The organism is Brevundimonas sp. TSRC1-1, assembly GCF_049898245.1.
GTDB lineage: Bacteria > Pseudomonadota > Alphaproteobacteria > Caulobacterales > Caulobacteraceae > Brevundimonas > Brevundimonas mediterranea_A.
On sequence record NZ_JAFCXI010000002.1, the window covers coordinates 752,413 to 774,101 of the forward strand.

The window sequence follows — 21,689 nt, forward strand, 5'->3', positions numbered from 1 at the left end:
TTACTTCGGACCCGGCGAGGCGGATCGCGTTTGGCGGGACGCGGTGGAGGCCGTTGCGCTTAGTAGAGGTTGGACGTTGAACTGGCTGGGAGCCTCGGAGGGCGAGATTTCGGCGGAAGACGAAAGGTTCATCCTGGAATGTTCTCCGCCAGCTTCGCCTGACGCCGACGGCATGGACAATGTTGCGATCCTCGTGCGTCCAACGATCACGGATCGCGTCCCGTGCGAAGACGCAACCACGTTGGAGAACATCACGCGGCAGTCCGAATGGCTCGCGCGGTGTGCGCAACTCGAGAGCGAGGGCACGTCCATCGTCGACGGCAACGAGGTTCACATCACGCTGCCAAAACTCGGCGACGTTGTGCGCGCGCCGCTCGACGCTCACTATGAGAATATTGAACCGTCCCTGGCGGTCTATTCCGAATTCCCATTGGTCGATGGCGCAAAGGCGAACTGGCGGGCATCGCTGTTCCACTGCTCGGGCCGCCGGTCCCGAGTGGTCGCCAGCGATGACGGGCCGACGGAGATTGACTTGACCGGCCGCGCAGGCCCTCTCATCTCGGGTCCCTACATCCATCTTCCCAAAGGGCGGTGGAGGTTGAAAACAGTTCTGGAAATCGATCCCCAGGGCGGAGCGTCCCAACTAGCCTTCGACTGGGGCGATAATCACCATCGAGTTTATTTCGAAGCGGCGCCTAACGTCGCTGGAATGTACGAAGTCCTCATGGAAACGATCAGGCATGAGGCGTGGTGTGGAGAGTTTCGTATACTTTCGCTGCATCCTCACTTTAAAGGAAAGCTGAGCTTTTCTGGATGTGATATAGAGTATGTCGGTCAAAGTTAGTATCAATTAAGACGTGTATGTTTGACTGTATCTGCTATCGTAGGCAGAAGAACAGTAAATATCACTTCGTCGGCCTCCTAATTTGTCCCCGTGTGGGCTTCGGCGTAATAATCGGATGACTGTCATGGCTGCGACCCTTACCGATAAAGATACAGTCAGATTCGGCGGAGAAAATCTGTTCGACTCCAGGATGAAAATTCTCGTGTTGGGGGACGTAATGCTGGACGGTTACGCCAGCGGAGATGTTGAGCGCATTTCACCTGAGGCTCCCGTCCCGGTGTTGAAGCACATGGGACATCACGAAGTCGCAGGCGGCGCCGCTAATGTCGCGATGAATATCGCCGCCTTGGGTGGTTCTGTCACACTCATCGGCATCGTCGGACAAGACCCGGAAGCCGCAAGGTTGACGTCCATCCTCGAATCTGGCGGCGTAACGACTAGATTGGTCGCAGTTGCAGGCCGGCATACCACGTCCAAGGTTCGCATTCTGGCTGGAAATCACCAGATGCTCAGGATGGACAAAGAGCATTCAGGTCCTGTCGGCGTCGATGTCGAGGAACTCATACTGACGACAGTCGATGCGGCGCTTCCCAATGTGGCCGCAATCGTTCTTTCGGACTATGAGAAGGGCTGCTTGTCTGACCGGGTGCTTTCGGTGGTGATTTCGCGTGCCCGTCTGGCGGGTGTGAAGATCTTCGTAGACCCCAAACGCAGAAATTTTTCAGACTATCGCGGCGCACACTTCATTACGCCGAACAGGAAGGAACTGACCGCAGCGACTGGAATCGCTTGCAGGGACGACGCAAATTGCAAGCTTGCGGCTCAACGCGCGGCGGAGGATTCCGGCGCCTCTATACTGTTGACGCGGTCTGAAGAGGGGCTAAGCCTATTTTCGGTCGATGACGAAGACATCTCCCTGGCGACGGACGCAAAGGAAGTTTTCGACGTTTCTGGCGCAGGCGACACAGTCGTATCGGTGTTCGCCTATGCGATCACTAGCGGCGCCTCTCCGCTGCTGGCCTTGAAGGCCGCCAACGCCGCAGCCGGACTGGTCATTGCCAGGGCGGGCACAGCGACGACGTCGGCCAGGGAAGTCGTCAAGGCGTTGGAACTGAAGTCGGCGTCGGGCCGGGCAGAGGTTTCCCCCCACGTGCGCCAGGCCTCCTTGGAGGACGCTGTTCTCATCCGCCGCCAATGGGAAGACGAAGGCTTGACCGTGGGGTTCACCAACGGCTGCTTCGACTTGCTACACCCCGGCCACATTAGCCTTCTCCGGCAAGCCTCGGAGTACTGTGATCGGTTGGTCGTTGGCTTGAACACCGATGCGTCCGTGCGCCGTCTGAAGGGGACCACTCGCCCCGTCCAGAAGGAAGCCGCACGCGCCGACGTCATGGCGGCGGTTCGCTTCGTCGACTTGGTCGTTATGTTTGATGAGGATACGCCTCAAAACCTGATAGCCGCTCTGGAGCCGGACCTGCTGGTCAAGGGCGCAGACTATCAAGAAGACCAGATCGTCGGCGCTGATATCGTCAAGAAACGCGGAGGCGCTGTGGTTAGGGTCGATATAGTTGCCGGCCAGTCAACCTCCAATTTGATCGCCCGCAGTCAGTCCGAGGGTTAAGGCATGACTCAAGCGATCAGGTTGCAGGAAGCCGCGCAGGAGGCGTCCCACTGGCTCTTTGAGGTCGCCATTCCGCTGTGGCTTGAACGCGGCGTCGATTGGGAACGCGGCGGCTATTATGATGCCCTTAGTTTTACGGGCGTGGAGAATGCATCAGATTTCAAGAGGCTAAGGGTTACAACCAGACAGATATATGTCTTCGCGGAAGCTGCGCGTCTTGGCGTGTCAAAAGCACAGGCCGGCGTGGAGCATGGTCTTCACTTTCTTCGAACAAACCTACGCAATGCAGATGGTGGTTTCGCCGCGCGGACAGATCTTGCAGGTCGCGTAATCGATGATACCCGTGATCTCTACGATCTGGCTTTCTCGCTCTTCGCGTTTGCGCACGGCTTTCGGCTGCTGGGGGACGAAGACCTACGCACTGAAGCTGTGAACTTGGTCGACTTCATCCTTGAACGGCTCTCTCATCCATGCGGCGGCTTTCAGGAAGCTTTGCCTTCTCGGCTACCGAGGCGGCAGAACCCGCATATGCATCTGTTGGAGGCTGCCTTAGCCTGCTCCGAGCATATGGGCGATGCCGTATTCAGCACCCTCAGTGAAACCCTGATCGAGCTCTGTATCCTCCGGTTCTTCGACGCCAAAAACAGCGCCATCTACGAGTTCTTTTCCGACGATCTATCCGAACCGCTTTCCGTCGAGGGAAGAAAGGTCACGGAACCGGGGCACCACTTCGAATGGATCTGGCTGTTCCATGAAGCGGAACGTATCCTCAACCGAGGCATGCCCAGCGTCGTCGAGCTGGCGTCTTCGACCCTGCGTCGCGGCCGTGACCCCGTTTCAGGTTTGCTGTTTGGAGAAGTGTACGACAACGGCGACATCTCCCAGGCGTCGGTTCGTTTATGGCCGCATACGGAATGGCTGAAGGCTACGCTTGTCTCGGATCACGCAGGATCGCCGATTGAGGCGTGGCGAGCGCTGAACTCTTTCCTGACTCCAAATGGGCTGTGGCGTGAGGTTTGGAATGCAGAAGAGCAGCGCTTTGAAGAACCCGCCTCACCTGCAAGCTCACTCTATCACATTACGGTCGCGGTCTCGGAGCTTCGTCGAAAAGTCGGCTAAGACTTTTGCACGGCGAGTTCGCCGCCGGCCGTTGCTTCCGCATTCTCAACTTGGCGATGACGTCGCGGCCGGGCCCCGTCCACCTTCGCGGGGGGCGACCGCTGTTTTGTCGAGCGCCGACAAAAGGGAGCAAACGGAATCTCTCCAGTCGGTGTCACAGCCCGGACGGACGACTATGGCGCCGCTCTGGATTTCCTCAACCCAGGCAGAAATGGCTGCGGCCATGGCTGTGGTATCGGCCTGCACAGGGAAATAGCGGATGCCGGATGAGGAATGGCGGCGGAAGACCGCAAGATCTCGAGCAAGGACCGGTTTTCGGTAGCGTAGCGCCTCGGTCAACGGCAACCCGAATCCCTCGGCCAAGGACGCCAGCAGAACCCCATCGCTGGCTTCATAGAGGCGCATCAACGTCTCATCGCTGGCGTTATCAAGCCAATGAAGACGTTTCCCGTGCTCAGGATGGGATCGCAGACGGTCGAGGAGGGAGGCGACCTTCCAACCGGCTCGTCCGACGATCACGAGGTTCCCAACAAAACCTTCCCGCCAAAGTCGATCAAAGGCGTCAAGCACTCCCTGATGGCCTTTTCGAGGTTCGAGAGTGCCCACCATCAAGATGGTGGGATTAAGCTTCAGCCTCGCGAGATAGTCATCGAATCCGTCAGGAACGCCGGTAGTGTGAAGGCTGGCCTGTATATCCGTCCCCATTGGCAAGACGTGGGTATGATAGCCCCTGCTTAATCCGAAGCGACTTCTCAGCACCTCGATCAACTCCGATTCGGTCTGCCCAGAGTTGCATAAAAAACCTTCGGATAGAGATCCCAGCACGCGCAACCATTTTCCGTATCGTGCGACGTTTTCGGGGGAGAACCATTCGGGACGCTGTATTGGCAGTAGATCATGAATCAGGAACCAAAGGCGCGCGCCCTCGCCGACGAGCCCGCGAAGTTGCCTTTCGTGAATCCGGACGACGTCGAGCGAATAGTCGAGCCCCAGGAAGACGTCCCCTGCTCGGGCGTGAATCGCAACGGGATGCTCGGACGACCGCATGTCCGGCCAATCGATACGATGGTATGGCGTCCGCCTGGACGCCACCACATACCAGACATCCCAACCTTGCGCCTGGATCTCATCCTTCTGAAGCGCCAAGGCTCTAACGACGCGTTGTATGCCGGTTCCAGCGTCGTTCTTGCTGATCATTGTGACATCGATGAACATGCGTCGCATCGGGGCGCCGTCGACCGGGTGGGCGGTTCGAGCAACCCTTCGTCGGTCCAGCCAGACACGAAAACGTTCAAGCGTCTGCGGCGCGGGATTCAGTTCGATGCGTCGCCTGATCTTGGGCCAGATCGCCACCAATTACTCTCCCAAATCCAGCAGCATCGTGGCCATGACGACGAGCCTCGGCCAATTCTGCACACCGCCGCCTTGATGCAAGGCTTGACGTGTGAAAGCGCCTCTCAAAGCATCTTTCCTTTACGGCGGAGCTGGCTGACCCGCCGAAATCCGCGCAGTCTCAGCGGTATCGGGGACTTCAGAAAGGGCAAAGAGGCGAGCGATCCGGCCCAGCGCGGCAGGATGAGCCATGCGTAGTCGCAGCAGAACACCCCTTCGGCGCGCCAGGGGAACGGCAAGAACATTTTTTGGCGATGGCGTGGGTCGGCGAACATGCTTGCGTCGCGGGAGGACGGTTTGAACCGCAAGCTTCCGAACACAACAACACGCGGATCGATCCGCCAGGTGCGCGGAGGGGCGCCATAGACCTCCAGGTTAAATCTCGCCTGATCTTCGTAAGTCTGTCGCAGGACCTGATCCCTGCCCTGGTTGCCCATTTCGACGCGGAGCTTCTTGTCGCCGCACAGAATCGACAGGCACGTCGCAAGCTCCTGTGCATCGCCAGCCTTGAACAGAAAGCCGTTACGCCCATGCTCGACGATTTCAGGGATTCCGCCCTTTCTTGAAGCGACGACGGGCCGTCCGGCGCTCATGGCTTCCATCAGGCAGACCGGTTGGTTTTCGTCCCAGACAGAAGGAAGGCAAACTATGTCGGCCTCCGAGTAAACACTGGCAATATCCTCATGAGGCACCTTACCCAGGAAACGTACCCGACCAAGAATACCTAAAGCCTCGGCTTGTTTTCGATAATTGTCTTGTTCCGGCCCCTCGCCGGCGAGAACCAGCTCGATGTCGAAATCCGTCACAACCTGCGCCATAGCGGATAAGAGTGTGGCGACGCCTTTGTGCCGGCCGAAATATCCTATGTAGGCAATGCGAGTTCGCGACATCGACGCCCTGTCAGATTGCTGTGAATCAAGCTTCTGGACGCCGTTGGGGATGATGGAAACATCATCGCCCACCAGTTCAGCAGCGGCATATCTAGCCGCCACGTACCGACTCGGAGCGATGAGGTGGTCGAGGTGTTCAAAGCAGAATCGCACCATGTCCCGTCGCAGCCGTAGAGGCACATGGAGACCGCGACCGTCGTGAATTCGCGGCACGCATGAGGCGCAGGGCAAGGAGGCGTCGCACGCCTCGCCGTCGCGGCGAACGCCCGTGTTTTGCGGGCAGAAACCCCAGAAATCGTGCAGCGTGCACACGGTTCTGATACCCGCCCGCTTCGCCAAGATGGGCAGTCTGACAGACAGGCCTATGATGTTGTGGAAATGCACGACATCAGGACGAAATGACTTTAGCACATTCCGGAAGTGGTCCTCTATCTCTGGATGGAGGAAGTTGATGTAGGCCGGACTGTAGTCTTCTTCCGTCGTCTCGACCCGGACCACTGGTAGTCCGTCATAGAATTCGTCAGTGCGTGAATGCCGGGGGCCGCGCCCTACGATTCCCCCGGCAAAGACCAAAACCTCGTGTCCCAGAGTGACCAGGCTTTTGGCCTGTTCGTGCGCGACCAGTTCCGCCCCCCCCATGAAGCGGGGGGGGTAGGCGTTGGTGCATACCAGAATACGCATCAGGCTATTGCGCGCATCCGAACGGCGCTGGCGATGCGGCTGACGAACGCATCGCTTTCAAAACCCAGGCAGTATTTGTAGCCCGCTACGCAACGGTCGAAATGATATCTTTCCTGATAGTTACACGGTGCACAGGCAGGATGATTGGCCACCACAGTCGGATTGGCTCCAGGGTGAAGTATGCTCTCTTGCAGATCGCGGCTCAAAACGAGCGTAAAATCATCTCTCAAGAACTGAGCTAAATGAGACGTGAAACTATCGGTCGTCAAAAGATAACTGGAGTACTTGATGACCCGGAACGTATCTTTGATGTCGCTCAGGTTTTTTGTGGCGACTGCATGATCTTCGAAATCATTCTTCCAGGGGCTATCATTTTGTACGTAGCAAGTGAAGAAGTCGCCGCCCATTGCACTGTCAATCGCCTTGTAAACCAAGGGCGGAATGGTCTGGAAAGACTTTCCGCTTGGGAAGGCGGCTGGAGATGAATATGTTTTGCGATCAGACACAGGCGTAATCTCATCAACGTAATCTGCCGTGATTTTCCGCAAGTCCGTCAGCGATCTCTTCATCTGCGAAAGGAAGACTATGGGATAGACTTTGTGTTTGAGGGCAAGCGGCAACCACACGCGATATCCAACGTAGCCAGGCGTAGCCTCAGCCCAGCTATGGCGCTTGTAGAGAAGGCGCTCGGAAAGCCCCAGTCGAACATCAGCCTTGAAGGAAAGGTCCGCACCGTCTCGTGGGAAGGTCTTCTGCTGATCCAGTGCCTCCACCCAGTTCATCCGCCAATCGCGGCCCACATAGGTGGCCCACCATTCACGACGCGTAGCCGGTGGAAGGGGAGTGTAGATCGGGCTCAACTGAACTTCTGGACGACCCCGCTGCACGACCAGGCCGAAGGATGAGAATATTCGCGAGGCGAGATCTGCCAAAATGGGCTGAACGTGCAGAACGCAGCCCGGCGCGCACACCGGAGCGCCATTTTTGAGAAGTGTGAACAGGCCGGCCCAAATCATCAGATTGTCGCCTAACCCGACATGCGACAGATCGATCATCCTCAAGCGTGTTTCGGGGAGAAACGCCTTCTCGACAGACCGCTTAGCCAAGACATAGGGAGCGGCGGCAAGCCGCGCGAACTTTACCAGTCGACGTGTGCTCGCCTTCTTCGGCTTCTGCACGGGAGCTGCACTTGGAAGACGCGGCACATAGTGCTCTCGCTCATGGGCCGTAAGCGCGAGGAAACGATCACCGAGCGCCTTGGTCAGTGCGCGGTAACCACGCAATTGCTCTTCTTGCGAAATCGGCACGGTCGCGTCTGTCTTCGCTTCCATGTCCTTCAATATTTTGCGCCATTCTTCCTTGAATGGGGTTCCATGGAACTCTTTCGCGACCTCCCTTGCCTCCTTGCCGAGCTGTCGACGCCGGGAAGGATCAAGCAGCAACCCGGACACGGCTTCAGCCATTGCCTGGATGTTGTGCATCTTGACCGCCACGTGGCCGCGCCCGCTTTGCACATATTCGAGGTAGGGAAGTTCAAACATCACACTTGGAACGCCATACGCCCAGGCCTCCCCCAAGGCCAAACACCACCCCTCAAACTCGGATGTAAGGATATGGACGTCTGAGCGTGCGAGATATTGGGCGACATTCGTCGTGTAGCCTGTGAACTCCACGTGTTTTGAGATACCAAGCGAGCTGGCGTACTCCTTGGCCCACTCCAAATCAGGCCCTCCTCCCACAATGAGCAGTGTTGCATCCGGCACCTTCTGCAACACCATGGGGAACATGCGTATCGCCAGATCCAGCCTCTTCTGATGCCGTTCGGCGCGCGCCACCCATACGACGGTCTTGCCCGTCAGAGGAGCGGTGCGGGCCGGCAATTTGCCGAACGTGAGGGGATTGTAGGACACGCGGGCAGGAACGCCCCTGGAATCGAACCAGAGTTTATCGACGGTGCTCAGCACGGTCACAAGATCAGCGTGTGCGTAACCAGATATTCTTATGTTTGCCAAATGAAGATCATTAGGCTCTCGAATTCGAGTGTCGAAAATATTGTGCCACCCCACAATCGCGGGAATTCCCATACTCTTAGCGACCAAAATATCCCATACGGTCGAGGTTTCGTCCCATAGATTATTAACGAAGAGATCAACAGAGTTCGAATCTAAAATCTTGCGAAGTGCATGCCCGCGGTCCCGATAATCATGATTGTGCATCATCTTGGGCGGTATGATGTGACGTTCCGCGCCGCCGTAATCGTAGTCGTTTTCTGGGTCTGCGGGTAAATCTGTAATGAGGATTACTTTTAGCCCCAGGCTTTGCCAGGCGACAATTTGAGAGGCTGTGACTCGCTCCGTGCCGCCGTTGCTCATTTTTGGATAGTAGACGGCTATGGTCTTGATTTTTCTGATTGTTCGACCATAAATCGCGTTTCTGTTCTTGATATTTTGTATGAAGCTCAAATCATCAAAATGCCCCAGGCTGCACTCAATGATCTCCTTTGTATCCAAAGGGGCTCTTTGATCGTCCGCGCTGCCGAAATATTTCTGGTGTTCGAGGCGTTGCTGAATCTCCCTGGCCTTGAGGTCCATCAACTCTTGGGAGGAAAGGAAGGCGTTCAGAATCTTCGTCGGATCGCCGTGCGCCCTTAACGCGGCGACGTGGGCTGCCAGCCCCTCGTCGTCGGGCTCGCGCTTAAGCACCGAGCGGTACAAGGATGCGACATAACTTTCGGGAGACAATTCCCATTCGTAATCGTGGTTGGCGGTGTTCGATTTCGTCATAAGTCCAGCCTCGCAATCCTGGCGAGCGTGTGAGCTCATGCGGCCAGAGAGGTTAAGTATTGAGCTGTGTGGCCCCTGCCAGCGAGCGCTTTGCCCGAAGGGGAGAGCTAGATCAAGGACGGGCGACTGATCACGGGAGGGGGGCGAGGCGCCTTCTCCTCGCATCCTTTACGACACCATGGCATCGCCGCGCAGCGCAGCTTGCCTCCTGAAGCCCTTAGGGATTACTCCGTCACCCAGCGGCGAGGCGTTGTGGGCGGCGGGTGTTGATGGCCATACTCATAATACCTTGGGGGCTCATAATGAGTAGCTGCGTCGAACGGCTCTCTGAACTTTCCTTTCGCCTCTTCGAAATTGACGAAGTAGGCATTCACCCCGACTAAATCGGATCCGACTAAAGCCATTCCTTTTTCAAGGCCGATATTCTCAAAGGCCTTTAGGCTGCCACCGTACCAAGCGGTTCCATCCCACACGCCGTTTGGATCGTAAGGCACAGTCATGGCGATGTTTGGGGGCATAGTGCAGTTATATTCAAGGCATGCGACCCTCGAGCTTCTTCTTAGGGCTCGCCAGACGTGAGGTGTGTTGTAGTCAATATCTATTGATAGATAGTCAAGTTTGCCGTTCTCATCGACTTCGTCTACTATTTGGCTAACATTTTCAGCGGTAATAAAGGCCTGCACAATTTTTAGATCGCCGGAATCTATGTATTGCTTCATAAATTCCTTTGCCGATTCAGCAAGTTCTGGGGATCCTTCCACCCACACGCCGCTCCAGCCTCGTTCTAAAAGGAATCGCGTCGTGTTCTGCGTCCCGTCTCCAACACCTATCTCGAAAAATCGTTTATTGCCTTCACCTATGCGGCTAAATATCTCAGAGATAATACCATCTTCACCGTGTTGACTATACATTCGACGATTGTATCGGGCGAGTGTCTTTGGATCTGAGTATCTGCCGTCCGCACCAAACGCATCCCAGAGCTGTTTAGACACCGCGAGAGCGCTCGATCGCCACGTTTCATGACGGACTTCATTCAGAAGCCTAATTAGTTCTGAAAGTTTTCTGTCAATATCAGTCAAGTTTGGTCCGTTTTTTGGGGCAGTGTCGTCAGACATCTATATCAGCCTAGTCGGTTTTGCTGCGTAAACTATATTTAGCATTGACCTATAATTTTAGCTCACCAACCTCTAGCGAGATAAAATGATTTCCGCCTGGACACTATCCTGAAGCCACGTCGACAACAATGGCTCAATGCGTATCCGAGTGATATCGTTCTATTCGTTGGGAGCTGGGCTAGCATGGCGCTATGGACCCACAGGGCTAGCTTTGCGCGCGCAGACTCAGCGCCTATCCTGCGGGCCTCTTTTGTTCGTGACGCTGCGCCCCTTCCCCGCTATCTCGCGCCGGTGATGAACGAAACAGAACGCCAGTCCGAGGAACGCAGCTGGGAGACGGCGAAGACGCTCGCCGAGGCCCTGCCGTATATTCAGGTCTATGACCGCGAGACCGTGGTCATCAAATACGGCGGCCACGCCATGGGCGAGAGCGCCGTGGCGCGTCAGTTCGCGGCCGATGTGGTGCTGCTGAAGCTGATGGGGGTCAACCCGGTCGTGGTGCACGGCGGCGGGCCGCAGATCAGCGCCATGCTGGACAAGGCCGGGGTCAGGTCCAGCTTCGTCGACGGGCTGCGGGTGACGGATCCGGCGACGATGGAAGTGGCCGAGATGGTCCTGTCCGGCGCCGTGAACAAGGAGATCGCCCACTGGATCACCATGGCCGGCAAGGAGGCGGACGTGCGCGGCGTCGGTCTGTCGGGCAAGGACGCCGGCCTGCTGACGGTCGAGAAGACCCGCCGGACCAAGCGTGATCCCGACAGCATGATCGAGCACGAGGTCGATCTGGGCTATGTCGGCGAGCCGACCAAGGTGGATCCCAAGCTGATCAAGGGGCTGATCGCGTCGGAGACCGAGGACTGGGTGCCGGTCATCGCCCCGATCGGGGTGGCCGAGGACGGCCAGACCTATAACGTCAACGCCGATACGGTGGCGGGCGCCGTGGCCGGGTCGCTGGGCGCCAAGCGGATGCTGCTGCTGACCGACGTGCCGGGAGTCAAGGGCGCGGACGGCGAGATCATTCGCCAGATGACGCTGGAGGAGGCGCAAGGCCTGATCGACACCGGCGTCGCCCACGGCGGCATGATTCCCAAGCTGGAGACCGCCATGGCCGCCGTGCGCGCCGGGGTCGAGGCCGTGGTCATTCTGGACGGCCGTCGGCCCCACGCCATGCTGGTGGAGCTGTTCACCGAATTCGGCGCCGGCACCCTGGTGAAGGCGTCTTGATCGACCTGTCGCACGTCAACGCCTGGGTGTTCGACATGGACGACACCCTGTATCCGCGCGAGCAGGGGCTGATGTCCCTCGTCCAGGCGCGGATCAACGCCTATGTGGTCGAGGCGGTCGGCCTGGCGCCCCAGGAGGCGCATATTCTGCAGCGCCAGTTTCTGGATGAACACGGCACCACCCTGGCCGGGCTGATGGCCAACTACACCATCGATCCCGAGGACTTCCTGAACGTGGTCCACGACGTGCCGCTGGACGGGGTGGAGCCCAATCCGCGCCTGGCCGAGCGTCTGAAGACCCTGCCGGGGCGCTGTTTCGTCTTCACCAATGGCGCGCGGGACTATGCGCATCGGGTGCTGGACCGGATCGGCGTCGCCGACTGTTTCGAGGGGGTGTTCGCCATCGAGGACGGCGACCTGACGCCCAAGCCGGCCCCATCGGCCTTTCGTCGCATGATCGAGCGGTTCGATTTCGAACCTCGTTGCGCCGCCTTCTTCGAGGACACCCCGAAGAATCTGGAGCCGGCCAAGGCCCTGGGTATGGCGACCGTCCTGATCGGCGACGGCCACGGCAAGCCCCTGGGGGACCATATTGACCGGATCGCCCCCGATCTTCTCGACTTCCTCAACGCCCTGACCTTCAAGGACGCCGCATGACCGACCTGTCGCATCTCGAATCCGTCATCGAGGCCGCGTGGGAAGACCGCGCCGACGTCTCGGCCGCCACCCATGGCGATATCCGCGACGCGGTCGAGACCGCCCTGGCCCTGCTCGATTCCGGCCAGGCCCGCGTCGCCTCGCGCGGCGAGGACGGGGTCTGGACCACGCATCAGTGGCTGAAGAAGGCGGTGCTGCTGTCCTTCCGGCTGAACGACAACCAGATCATGCGCGCCGGCGACCGCGGCCCGACCAGCCACGCCCCGGGCGTCGGCCCTTATTGGGACAAGGTGCCCAACAAGTTCGGGGACTGGGCCGCCGCCGATTACCAGGCCGCCGGCTTCCGCTCGGTGCCCGGCGCCATCGTCCGCCAGGGCGCCTATATCGCCAGGAACGTCGTGTTGATGCCGTCCTTCGTGAACATCGGCGCCTATGTCGATGAGGGGGCCATGATCGACGCCTGGGCCACGGTCGGCTCCTGCGCCCAGATCGGCAAGAACGTCCACCTGTCGGGCGGAGCGGGCATCGGGGGAGTGCTGGAGCCGCTTCAGGCCAACCCGACCATCATCGAGGACGGCTGTTTCATCGGCGCCCGCGCCGAGGTCGCCGAGGGCGTGATCGTGCGCGAGGGCGCGGTCCTGGCCATGGGCGTCTATCTGTCGGGCTCGACCAAGATCATCGACCGCGCCACGGGCGAGGTCTTCCGGGGCGAGGTGCCGGCCTATTCGGTCGTGGTGCCGGGCGCTCTGCCGGACCCCAAGGGCGGCCCGTCGCTGTACTGCGCCGTCATCGTTAAGCGGGTGGACGCCCAGACGCGGGCCAAGACCGGCGTCAACGAACTGCTGCGCGACTGATCGCACACGAAAACGGAGGCGACCGCGCGGCCGCCTCCGTTCCTTATCCGGCCGACAGGATCAGGCGGCGGACTTCATCGCGTCCTTGTTGACGGCGGCGTCGGCGATGCCGGTCAGGTCTTCGTCGGTCTGGGACTCTTCCTGCAGGGTCTCGTCCAGCAGGGCGGCGGCGTCCTTCATGCCCAGCACCAGCGCCCAGCGCTTCAGGGTGCCGTAGCGGGTGATCTCATAGTGTTCCACCGCCTGGGCGGCGGCCAGCAGGCCGGCGTCGAGGGCGGGGTTGTCCTTGTATTCTTCCATTACCTCCTCGCCCTCGGCCAGGATGCCTTCGATGGCGTCGCAGGTCTTGCCGCGCGGGGCCTTGCCGATGATCTCGAACACCTGCTGCAGGCGTTCGATCTGGCCTTCTGTCTGATCCTTGTGCTTTTCGAAGGCGGCCTTCAGCTCGGGCGACTGCGCCGCGCGGGCCATCTTGGGCAGGGATTTCAGGATCTTGCGCTCGGCGTAATAGATGTCCTTGAGCGTGTCGTGGAACAGGGTGTCGAGGGTTTTCTCGGCCATGATCGTCTCTCGCAAATTGTGATGGGGCGCGGGGGCGCACCCCATCACAAGCGATCAGGCGGGTTTATGTTCCTGTGAACGGTTTCGTGCGCAGGGCTTCAATAGCCTAGGCCTCTTGCACCTCCCGCTCGGCGGCATGCCAGCGCCAGGCCGTGCGAACGATGTCTTCCAGGGTCCGGGTCGGCCGCCAGCCGAGAACCTCGCGCGCCCGGCGGTTGTCGGCCACCAGACAAGGGGCGTCGCCAGGGCGACGCGGCGCGGTCTCGACAGGGAAGGGGCGGTTGGTGGTGCGGCGGATGGTGTCGATCAGTTCCTTGACCGTCGTCCCCGTCCCCGTCCCCAGGTTGAAGACCGTCGTCTCGCCGCCGGCAAGCAGGTATTTCAGCGCCCGCACGTGGGCGTCAGCTAGGTCCATGACGTGAATGTAGTCGCGCACCGCCGTGCCGTCGCGCGTGTCATAGTCGTCGCCGAACAGTTTGAAACCCTGACGCTGACCCAGGGCCGTCTGGAGGGCCAGCGGAATGGCGTGGGTCTCGGGGTGGTGGCGCTCGCCGATCCGGCCGTCCTCGTCGGCGCCGGCGGCGTTGAAGTAGCGAAGGCAGACCGAGCGGAAGCCGGCATAGGTCGAATAGTCGGCCAAGGCCTGCTCGACCATCAGCTTGGACCGGCCATAGGGGGTCAGCGGCGCCTGGGGATGGGCCTCGTCCATCGGCAGGTACGCGGGGTCGCCATAGGTGGCGCAGGTCGAGGAGAAGACCATAGCCTCGATCCCGCCTCGCCGCGCCGCCTCGATCATGGTCAGGGCGCCCACGACATTGTTGTCATAGAAGCGGCCGGGTTCCTCAAGCGATTCCCCGACCTCAATCAGGGCGGCGAAATGAAGAAGTGCGACGGGCCTGTGCCTGGCGATGATCGCATCCAGGCGCGCGCCGTCGCGGATGTCGCCGATCTCGAGCGCGCCCCACTGGACGAAGCTCTCATGGCCGTTCGACAGATTGTCGTAGACCAACGGCGTGAAGCCGGCCTGGGACAGCGCGAGACAGACGTGCGAGCCGACGTAACCGGCGCCGCCAGTTACCAGGATGGTGCTGGACATCACTGCCCCCTCCTTCGAACCTTGCCCGGACGGACACGGGAGCATGGTGAGGCTGTACTTATCCTAGGCGGCGTTCGCCGTGAAGGCGGCCTCAAACAGCCGCTAGCGATCGCTTCAGATCCGGCGGGGTCGCTTCGTCGGTCAGGAGGCGGATCGCCTCCTCCACCGTCACGACCGTCTGGGCCTGGGAGCCCAGGCGGCGGATGGCGACCAGGCCCTGCTCGGCTTCCTGGCGGCCGACCACGGCGATAACGGGCACCTTGCCGACCGAGTGTTCGCGGACCTTGTAGCCGACCTTCTCGTTGCGCAGGTCGATCTCAGTGCGCAGGCCGGCGGCCTTGAAGCGGGCCATGACGTCGCGGGCGTAGTCGTCGGCGTCCGAGGTGATGGTGGCCACCACCGCCTGGACCGGGGCCAGCCACAGGGGGAAGGCGCCGGCGTAGTTCTCGATCATGATGCCGATGAAGCGCTCGAAACTGCCCAGGATCGCCCGGTGCAGCATGACCGGCCGGTGCTTCTGGCCGTCCTCGGCGATGTAGGTCGCATCCAGCCGCTCGGGCAGGACATAGTCCAGCTGGATCGTGCCGCAGGTCCATTCACGGCCGATGGCGTCCTTGACGATGAAGTCCAGCTTGGGCGCGTAGAAGGCGCCGTCGCCCTCGGTGACCACCGGCTCGGTCCCGGCCGCGCGAGCGGCTTCGGCCATCAGGGCCTCGGCCTTGTCCCAGAACTCGTCGGAACCGGCGCGGTTCTCCGGGCGGGTGCCCAGGCTGATATAGGCGGTCTCCATCCCCAGGTCGGCGTGGACGCTGCGCGCCAGTTTGATGAACTCGGACGTCTCCTCGACGATCTGGTCCTCGCGGCAGAAGATGTGGGCGTCGTCCTGGGTGAAGCCGCGCACCCGCATCAGGCCGTGCAGCGAGCCCGACGGCTCATAGCGGTGGCAGGCGCCGAACTCGGCCATGCGCAGCGGCAGTTCGCGGTACGAGCGCTGGCCCTGGTCGAAGATCTGGACGTGGCCGGGGCAGTTCATCGGCTTGAGCGACAGGGTCTCGCCCTCGACCGTCTCGCAGACGAACATATTGGGGCGATACTTGTCCCAGTGGCCGCTCTGTTCCCAGAATTTGCGGTCCAGCACCTGGGGCGTCTTGACCTCGACATAGCCGGCGGCGTCCAGGCGGCGGCGCATATAGGCCTCCAGCACGCGCCACAGGATCCAGCCCTTGGGATGCCAGAAGACCATGCCCCGGCCCTCTTCCTGCATGTGGAAGAGCTCCATCGCCTTGCCGACCTTGCGGTGGTCGCGTTTCTCGGCCTCTTCCAGACGTTGGAGATAGGCGTCCAGGTCTTCCTTGGTCGCCCAGGCGGTGCCGTAGATGCGCTGCAGCTGTTCGCGCTTGGAATCGCCGCGCCAGTAGGCGCCGGCCAGCTTGGTCAGTTTGAACGCCTTGCCGACATGGCGCGTCGAGGGGAAGTGCGGGCCCCGGCACAGGTCGATCCAGTCGCCCTGCTTGTACAGGGTGATGGTCTCGTTCTCGGGCAGGTCCTTGATCAGCTCGGCCTTGAACTTCTCGCCGCGCGCCTCGAAGAAGACGATGGCCTCGTCGCGGTCCCAGACCTCCCGCTCGAACTTGGCGTCGCGATCGACGATCCGGCCCATCTCCTTCTCGATGGCGGCGAAGTCGTCGGTCGAAAAGGGCTCGTCGCGATAGAAGTCATAATAGAAGCCGTCCTCGATGGCCGGGCCGATGGTGACCTGGGTGCCGGGGAACAGGGTCTGGACCGCCTCGGCCAGGACGTGGGCCGTGTCGTGGCGGATGGTGTAGAGGGCGGCGGGATCGTCGCGCATGATCAGGCGGAAGTCGCCGCCCGTCTCCAGCACCCGGCCCATGTCGCGCTGCTCGCCGTTCAGCTCGGCCAGCACCGCCTTCTTGGCCAGGGACGGCGAGATCGAGGTCGCCACGTCGCGCGCCGTCGAACCGGCCGGATATTGGCGCACGGCGCCGTCAGGGAATTTCAGATCGATCATGACTGTTGTTCTTTTTCGTCAGTCTTTGCAGGCGGAACCGGGTCATAGCCCGAGCCGCCGAAGGGATGGCATTTACAGAGGCGACGCACGGTGAGCCATCCCCCCTTGAGCGGTCCGTGCTGGATCAGGGCGTCGCGCCCATAGTCCGAACAGGTCGGCAGAAACCGGCACTGTTGGCCGATCAGGGGGGACAGCGTCAGCTTGTAGCCCCGATGGGCCGCGCGGACGCCGCGTTCATAGAGAGACATATGTCCCTTCGCCGGGGCTGGATGGGTTCGCCGCGCTTATCCCCTGTCATCGCAGGGGGATCAACCGCTGAGAGCCCGTCAGGCCGCGCCGGCGAGACGAGTTCGTTCCGCCAGGGCCTGGTTCACGGCCTCAAGCGTCGCCTCGACCGCCACCAGGGTGGAGGCGTGACGCGCCGGATAGTCGGCGACGGGCCTCAGCACCCGCAGATCCTCGAACCGGCCGATGGGGCCTTCGCCGCCGGATTTCAGCATGGCCGACAAGGCGTCGCGCGCCTCGGCGATCTCTGCGGCCGCGGCGCCGATCACGGCTTGGCCCAGCACCCCGGCGGCCGCCTGGCCCAAGGCGCAGGCCTTGACGTCCTGGGCGAAGTCGATGACCCGGCCCTGGTCGTCCAGCGTCACATCCACCGTCGCCCGCGACCCGCACAGTTTGGCCACCCGCTCACCGGTCCCGCCCGGCGCCGCCAGCCGCCCCGCATGGGGCAGGTTCGCCGCCAGCATCAGGATGCGCGCGCTGTAGAGATCGTCGATCATGGTGCGAACATAGGACGACAACCGCGCCCGCGAAACCTCCCTCTCCCCTGCAGGGGAGAGGGAGAACGGCGGCCTACGACTGGATCGGCAGGAAGATGTCCGTGACGGCCTCATGCTCCGGTACGTCGGGGAAGAAGCTGACGCGTTGGGCGAACAGGGGGAAGTCGCGAAGCTCGTGTCCGCTGCGCGGCAGCCACTGCCCATAAAGCCAGGCGGCCGAGGCGCTCAGATCGTCGCCGCCGCCGACCTGTCGCAGCACCGCACAGCGTCCGGCGGGGATGACGCCGGCGACCACGCCCGCCGCGTTCGGCAGGATCGCGCGCCGGGTTGCGGCGCACAGATCGATGCGATGGGGCGCGGCGGCGTCATCCTCGGGCTCCGTATGGAAGATGTTGAAGGTGGCGCTGATCTTCGGCGGCAGGCCCGCCGCTTTCCGCCAGGCGATGAAACGACGGATCGTGTCGCCGATGTGGGCGGGATCGCCGCTGTGCGTCAGCAGGCCGACGGCGGTTTCCGGGAAGTCGAGAATGCGAACCTCGGCTTCGGTGGGTGTGGTGGGTGTCATGGTCTGGCTCCGGGCTTGGGTGAGCGGCGTCTGGGCCGCAAGCCAGGGCGTCCAGCGGGGCGCTCTTCGGAACTCGGTCGGGCTCTGGTCGAAATGACGTCGGAAGGCGCGGCTGAACGCCTCCGGCCCCTCGAACCCGCTGTCGAGCGCGATCTCCAGCACGCTGGCCCCGTCACGAAAGGCCAGCCGGTAGGAGGCGCGCTTCATCCGCTTCAGTTGGACGTACCGACCGACGCTGATCCCGAACAGCGAAGAGAACTGCCGCTGGAAATGGTGTCTGGAAAAGGCCGACACGTCGCTCAGCAGCTCCACGTTCAGATCCGCCCCCAGGTTTTGGTCGATGAAGACCAGCACCCGGCGCATCCGCGCATGATAGTTGTCGATGACGCTTCGGCTCATCCGCACCTCCCTGGCACGGCTGGAGATAAGGGAAGAGGGGCGGCCGAGCCTGACCCGGAATGCTCAGGTCTCGATCGAGAACCCAAGCGCCCCGTCGGCCTCCACCTCCAGCCGCGCCTGGGCGTAGTCCGCCAGTGTCGGGTGCGGCGTCTCCAGCGGATGGGTCCAGGCGGCGGTGATGACCACGACGTCCGCGCCCGCGGCCTCGCCGGCCGTGATCCCGGCCTCGGCGTCCTCGAACACCAGACAGTCCTTGATATCGACGCCCAGGGTTTGGGCCGCCAGCAGATAACCCGAGGGGTCCGGCTTGCCGCGGTCCACCCGTTCGGCGGTGATCATGACGGCGGGCGGTTCGACCCCGGCGGCGGCCATGCGGGCGCGGGCCAGGGGCACGCTGGCCGAGGTGACCACGGCCCAGCGGTCGGGCGGCAGGCGTTTGAGGAAATCCAGGGCGCCGGGAATGGGGACGACCCCGTCCACATCCTCGATCTCGCCGCGCTCGACCCAGGCGGCCTCCTCGGCAAGGTCGATGTCCGGCAGGTTCTGGCGGCGGATGGTGTCGGGCGCGCGCACGCCGTGGATGGTGGGAATGAAACGCGCCACGTCCAGGCCGTGCCGCTCGGCCCAGCGGGTCCAGACCCGTTCGGCGGCCGCGGTCGAACTGATCAGGGTGCCGTCCAGGTCGAACAGGAAGGCCTGATAGGTCTTGGGCGTGTGGGGAGAAGCCATGCGCCTATCCAGCACGGGTCTGGACCGGGGGCAACCGGACGCCGGCCAGCCCCCGTAATGACGCTCGTTCGCCGCCTGTGTTTTCAACGGCTTGACGAAATCTCGCGGCCTTCGACCTGTCGGTCTTCCAATCCGTGCGATCCTGGCTGGGGTGTGGCCGCCGCAGGGGCGGCCAGAGTTCGGATGAGGGAGATTTCAGACGATTCAGACAATTCAGACTATGTTTTTGTGAGTCTGAAATCGCGGCTCAACCGCCCTGCAGCGAACTCCAGGTCCGGGCCGTGTCCGGCGTCGTCCCGCCCGAAGCCGTCGCGTCGCCCGCCGCATTGCGCGCTTTCAGCCATTGCAGGCTCTGTTCGGCCTGTTCGGGCGGCAGTTCGCGGCGCAGGATCTGTTCGGCCTCGCCCATCTTGCCCTGAAGGCCCACCACCATGGCCAGGTTCTGGCGCACCCGGCTGGAGGCGGCGGGCTGGGCCGCCGCACGCCGCAACAGGGTCTCGGCGCCCGGCGCGTCGCCGCGCGTCAGGGCGGCCGTGGCGGCGTTGGTCAGGACGTCGGGATTGTCGGGCGACAGGACCAGGGCCTGGTTCCAGGCGGCGTGGGCGTCGTCGAACCGACGCACCTGCTCATAGGCCACGCCCAGCAGCGAATAGGCCCGCCAGTCACGCGGCGCCAGGTCGCGCGCCTTCTCCAGCGGAGCGACGCCGTAGAAGGCCTGGCCTCGGGCGATATGGGCGCGACCCAGCTCCAGCAGGGCGTCGAGATTGGCCGGCTGGACGGTCAGCACCCCCTCGGCGGTCTGGACCGCCTGGTCGTACCGCCCCATTTCGCGCAGGGCCTGGGCCAGTTTCACCCCGGCCACGGGATCGGCCGGATTGATCTCCTGCTCCCCGGCCCAGAAGACCGAGCGCGACAGGGCGTCCATCCGTTCATAGGCGGCGCGGGTCTCGGCCGGGGCCGGGGCGCGGCCTTGTTGGGCGGGGGCGGGATCGGCCGCAAGCGCCGGTGCGGCCGAGAGGCTGAGCAGGGCGGCGGTTGCGAGAAGGGCGGGCATGGGCGACATGGGTGGAGTCCTGACGGTCCTCGGTCGCCCCCAGAATCGCCGGTTCGCGTCAACTGTTGGTTAAGATCAGCTATTCGGCTTCATGATCGCATTTCGGCCGACTGGCGCCGGACGGCGGAGCCTTAAATCTTTATGGCTACGACGATCCTTCAAGCAACTCGAGACATGGCGGGATGCAAACCCAAGTTCGAGCTTTCTCCGAGGTATTTCAAACGCACGCCTCCGAACTCGAAAGTTCCCTTACGACCGTCGTTCACGGAGTACAGTCGAAACTCAAGAGGGTGAAGATGATCCACGACGTCAATCTCTAAACTTGGCGCCTTCTTCGCGGTGATAGGCAGGACCAAGGTCTTCATCTCCATCACACCCCGGTCATCGGCGTAGGTGTAGGCGTCCATCTTGATAGCGATCAAACGACCATCGGAGGGCGCTTTGAGAACGGGGCGCATCATCCATCTCCCCACGGGAAGGCACAAGTAGGGGCCGTGAACAAGCAAGCTCGCTTCCCCATTGACGCTCAAGGTTACAGCCCCCCCCCTATCAGTTTCTGGTCCGTTGAACAGGTAAGGGGACCAAAACGTCTCTTCTGAGCGGAAGTCTTTTGGGGCGTGGAAAGGCGCTAGGGCGCCCTCAGCGGCTTTTCGCGCAACGTCTGGCAGGGCCCCGACCCACTTGCCGGATCGGCCATCCCCGAGATGCCCGGGATGCCAATGGGTCGCCATGTCCCATTCCTCTGTGTCGCGAGGTGCGGCTTCTGAAACCCATGTCGAGATCTGTGCTCGAACAGCCTCGGGGGACAAGGCGGCGAAGATAGACTCGCACTGCTCGTCAGTAACGGGAAGCGATAGAAAACTCGCGAGGCGACGAATTGTGTCGCTACGCTCAAAAAATCTATCTTCATATTGAAGGTGCATCGTGTCAAGCGACGTGGGGATCGAAGCAATTGATACTAGGGAGCGTGACAACGAGCCTATTTGATCTCGATACTCGGAATCGAACCGCTCTTTTTGCGAAACTAGAACATCGCGAGGATCTCTAGAAGTAACTATAACCTTGGATGACGATATTCGAGCCAAATTGATAAGATTACTATCCATTCGGTGTGATTTCAAAATGAAGTGGTCAAAGCCTGAGGGCATCATGCCGAGAAATTGGCAACCTTCTTCACTCATCGCGCTTGCGGCGTGAATCTCGTTTACAGAGAATATAGCTCTCACGGCGTTGAAGATCCAAGTCGAAGCGCTCGCTTGCGTTCCTAACGTCAATATCAGCATTGATTGTGTTCA

At 61.3% G+C, this 21,689-nt stretch carries 19 protein-coding genes; 6 read left to right on the top strand and 13 right to left on the bottom strand.

The features are described from left to right. Positions 1–76 precede the first annotated feature (76 nt). The 3 genes from ACP7CK_RS09640 to ACP7CK_RS09650 all read left to right on the top strand — a co-directional run bounded on the left by ACP7CK_RS09640 (position 77) and on the right by ACP7CK_RS09650 (position 3,584). A complete protein-coding gene (locus tag ACP7CK_RS09640) occupies positions 77–844 on the top strand; it encodes a hypothetical protein (protein ID WP_426025856.1) in 768 nt (255 codons plus the stop codon). A 190-nt stretch (positions 845–1,034) separates the two neighbouring features. Beyond that, positions 1,035–2,465, top strand: a complete 1,431-nt coding sequence (rfaE2, locus tag ACP7CK_RS09645) for a D-glycero-beta-D-manno-heptose 1-phosphate adenylyltransferase (RefSeq protein WP_426025905.1) — start codon at positions 1,035–1,037, stop codon at positions 2,463–2,465. A 3-nt stretch (positions 2,466–2,468) separates the two neighbouring features. After that, positions 2,469–3,584, top strand: a complete 1,116-nt coding sequence (locus ACP7CK_RS09650) for an AGE family epimerase/isomerase (protein WP_426025857.1) — start codon at positions 2,469–2,471, stop codon at positions 3,582–3,584. A 45-nt stretch (positions 3,585–3,629) separates the two neighbouring features. On the opposite strand, the gene ACP7CK_RS09655 is transcribed toward ACP7CK_RS09650, so the two are convergent. From ACP7CK_RS09655 to ACP7CK_RS09670, 4 genes are all read right to left on the bottom strand, one after another. Next, complete coding sequence (locus ACP7CK_RS09655; protein ID WP_426025858.1) at positions 3,630–4,937, bottom strand: glycosyltransferase family 4 protein; 1,308 nt, start codon at positions 4,935–4,937, stop codon at positions 3,630–3,632. A 104-nt stretch (positions 4,938–5,041) separates the two neighbouring features. Further along, positions 5,042–6,547 (bottom strand): glycosyltransferase family 4 protein, encoded by a 1,506-nt coding sequence (locus ACP7CK_RS09660; protein WP_426025859.1) that lies wholly within the window; start codon positions 6,545–6,547, stop codon positions 5,042–5,044. Beyond that, positions 6,547–9,330, bottom strand: a complete 2,784-nt coding sequence (locus tag ACP7CK_RS09665; protein WP_426025860.1) for a glycosyltransferase — start codon at positions 9,328–9,330, stop codon at positions 6,547–6,549. The genes ACP7CK_RS09660 and ACP7CK_RS09665 overlap by 1 nt, the downstream gene beginning before the upstream one ends. 224 nt (positions 9,331–9,554) lie before the next feature. Then, positions 9,555–10,445: a hypothetical protein gene (locus ACP7CK_RS09670; protein ID WP_426025861.1), complete on the bottom strand. Its 891-nt coding sequence runs from the start codon at positions 10,443–10,445 to the stop codon at positions 9,555–9,557. A gap of 294 nt (positions 10,446–10,739) precedes the next feature. Here ACP7CK_RS09670 and argB point away from each other — a divergent pair, with 294 nt between their 5' ends. The 3 genes from argB to dapD are packed head-to-tail and all read left to right on the top strand — an operon-like array spanning position 10,740 to position 13,179. Next, complete coding sequence (argB, locus tag ACP7CK_RS09675) at positions 10,740–11,669, top strand: acetylglutamate kinase (RefSeq protein ID WP_008258977.1); 930 nt, start codon at positions 10,740–10,742, stop codon at positions 11,667–11,669. Then, complete coding sequence (locus ACP7CK_RS09680; RefSeq protein WP_426025862.1) at positions 11,666–12,325, top strand: pyrimidine 5'-nucleotidase; 660 nt, start codon at positions 11,666–11,668, stop codon at positions 12,323–12,325. The genes argB and ACP7CK_RS09680 overlap by 4 nt, the downstream gene beginning before the upstream one ends. After that, on the top strand, positions 12,322–13,179 hold the full coding sequence (gene dapD, locus ACP7CK_RS09685) for a 2,3,4,5-tetrahydropyridine-2,6-dicarboxylate N-succinyltransferase (protein ID WP_426025863.1): 858 nt from the start codon (positions 12,322–12,324) through the stop codon (positions 13,177–13,179). Before ACP7CK_RS09680 ends, dapD begins: the two co-directional genes overlap by 4 nt. A gap of 60 nt (positions 13,180–13,239) precedes the next feature. Here the strand turns inward: dapD and ACP7CK_RS09690 are convergent, their stop codons facing one another. The 9 genes from ACP7CK_RS09690 to ACP7CK_RS09730 form a co-directional block, all read right to left on the bottom strand. Next, on the bottom strand, positions 13,240–13,740 hold the full coding sequence (locus ACP7CK_RS09690) for a ferritin-like domain-containing protein (protein WP_426025864.1): 501 nt from the start codon (positions 13,738–13,740) through the stop codon (positions 13,240–13,242). Between the two features lie 106 nt (positions 13,741–13,846). Beyond that, positions 13,847–14,836, bottom strand: coding sequence for a UDP-glucose 4-epimerase GalE (galE, locus tag ACP7CK_RS09695; RefSeq protein WP_426025865.1), 990 nt, complete (start codon positions 14,834–14,836; stop codon positions 13,847–13,849). Between the two features lie 91 nt (positions 14,837–14,927). Beyond that, positions 14,928–16,865 (bottom strand): threonine--tRNA ligase, encoded by a 1,938-nt coding sequence (gene thrS, locus ACP7CK_RS09700; RefSeq protein ID WP_426025866.1) that lies wholly within the window; start codon positions 16,863–16,865, stop codon positions 14,928–14,930. Then, positions 16,862–17,113 carry a membrane protein insertion efficiency factor YidD gene (yidD, locus tag ACP7CK_RS09705; RefSeq protein WP_008261575.1) on the bottom strand — a complete coding sequence of 84 codons (252 nt, stop codon included), beginning with the start codon at positions 17,111–17,113 and terminating at the stop codon, positions 16,862–16,864. Before yidD ends, thrS begins: the two co-directional genes overlap by 4 nt. A gap of 78 nt (positions 17,114–17,191) precedes the next feature. Beyond that, on the bottom strand, positions 17,192–17,647 hold the full coding sequence (locus ACP7CK_RS09710; protein WP_426025867.1) for an iron-sulfur cluster assembly scaffold protein: 456 nt from the start codon (positions 17,645–17,647) through the stop codon (positions 17,192–17,194). A 73-nt stretch (positions 17,648–17,720) separates the two neighbouring features. Then, positions 17,721–18,611 (bottom strand): AraC family transcriptional regulator, encoded by an 891-nt coding sequence (locus tag ACP7CK_RS09715; RefSeq protein ID WP_426025868.1) that lies wholly within the window; start codon positions 18,609–18,611, stop codon positions 17,721–17,723. A 63-nt stretch (positions 18,612–18,674) separates the two neighbouring features. After that, positions 18,675–19,340, bottom strand: coding sequence for an HAD-IA family hydrolase (locus ACP7CK_RS09720; RefSeq protein ID WP_426025869.1), 666 nt, complete (start codon positions 19,338–19,340; stop codon positions 18,675–18,677). 247 nt (positions 19,341–19,587) lie between these two features. Beyond that, positions 19,588–20,403, bottom strand: coding sequence for a tetratricopeptide repeat protein (locus tag ACP7CK_RS09725; protein ID WP_426025870.1), 816 nt, complete (start codon positions 20,401–20,403; stop codon positions 19,588–19,590). Positions 20,404–20,552: 149 nt separating this feature from the next. Next, entirely contained in the window at positions 20,553–21,677 is a 1,125-nt protein-coding gene (locus tag ACP7CK_RS09730) for a sulfotransferase domain-containing protein (protein WP_426025871.1), read from the bottom strand. Between the last annotated feature and the right edge of the window lie 12 nt (positions 21,678–21,689).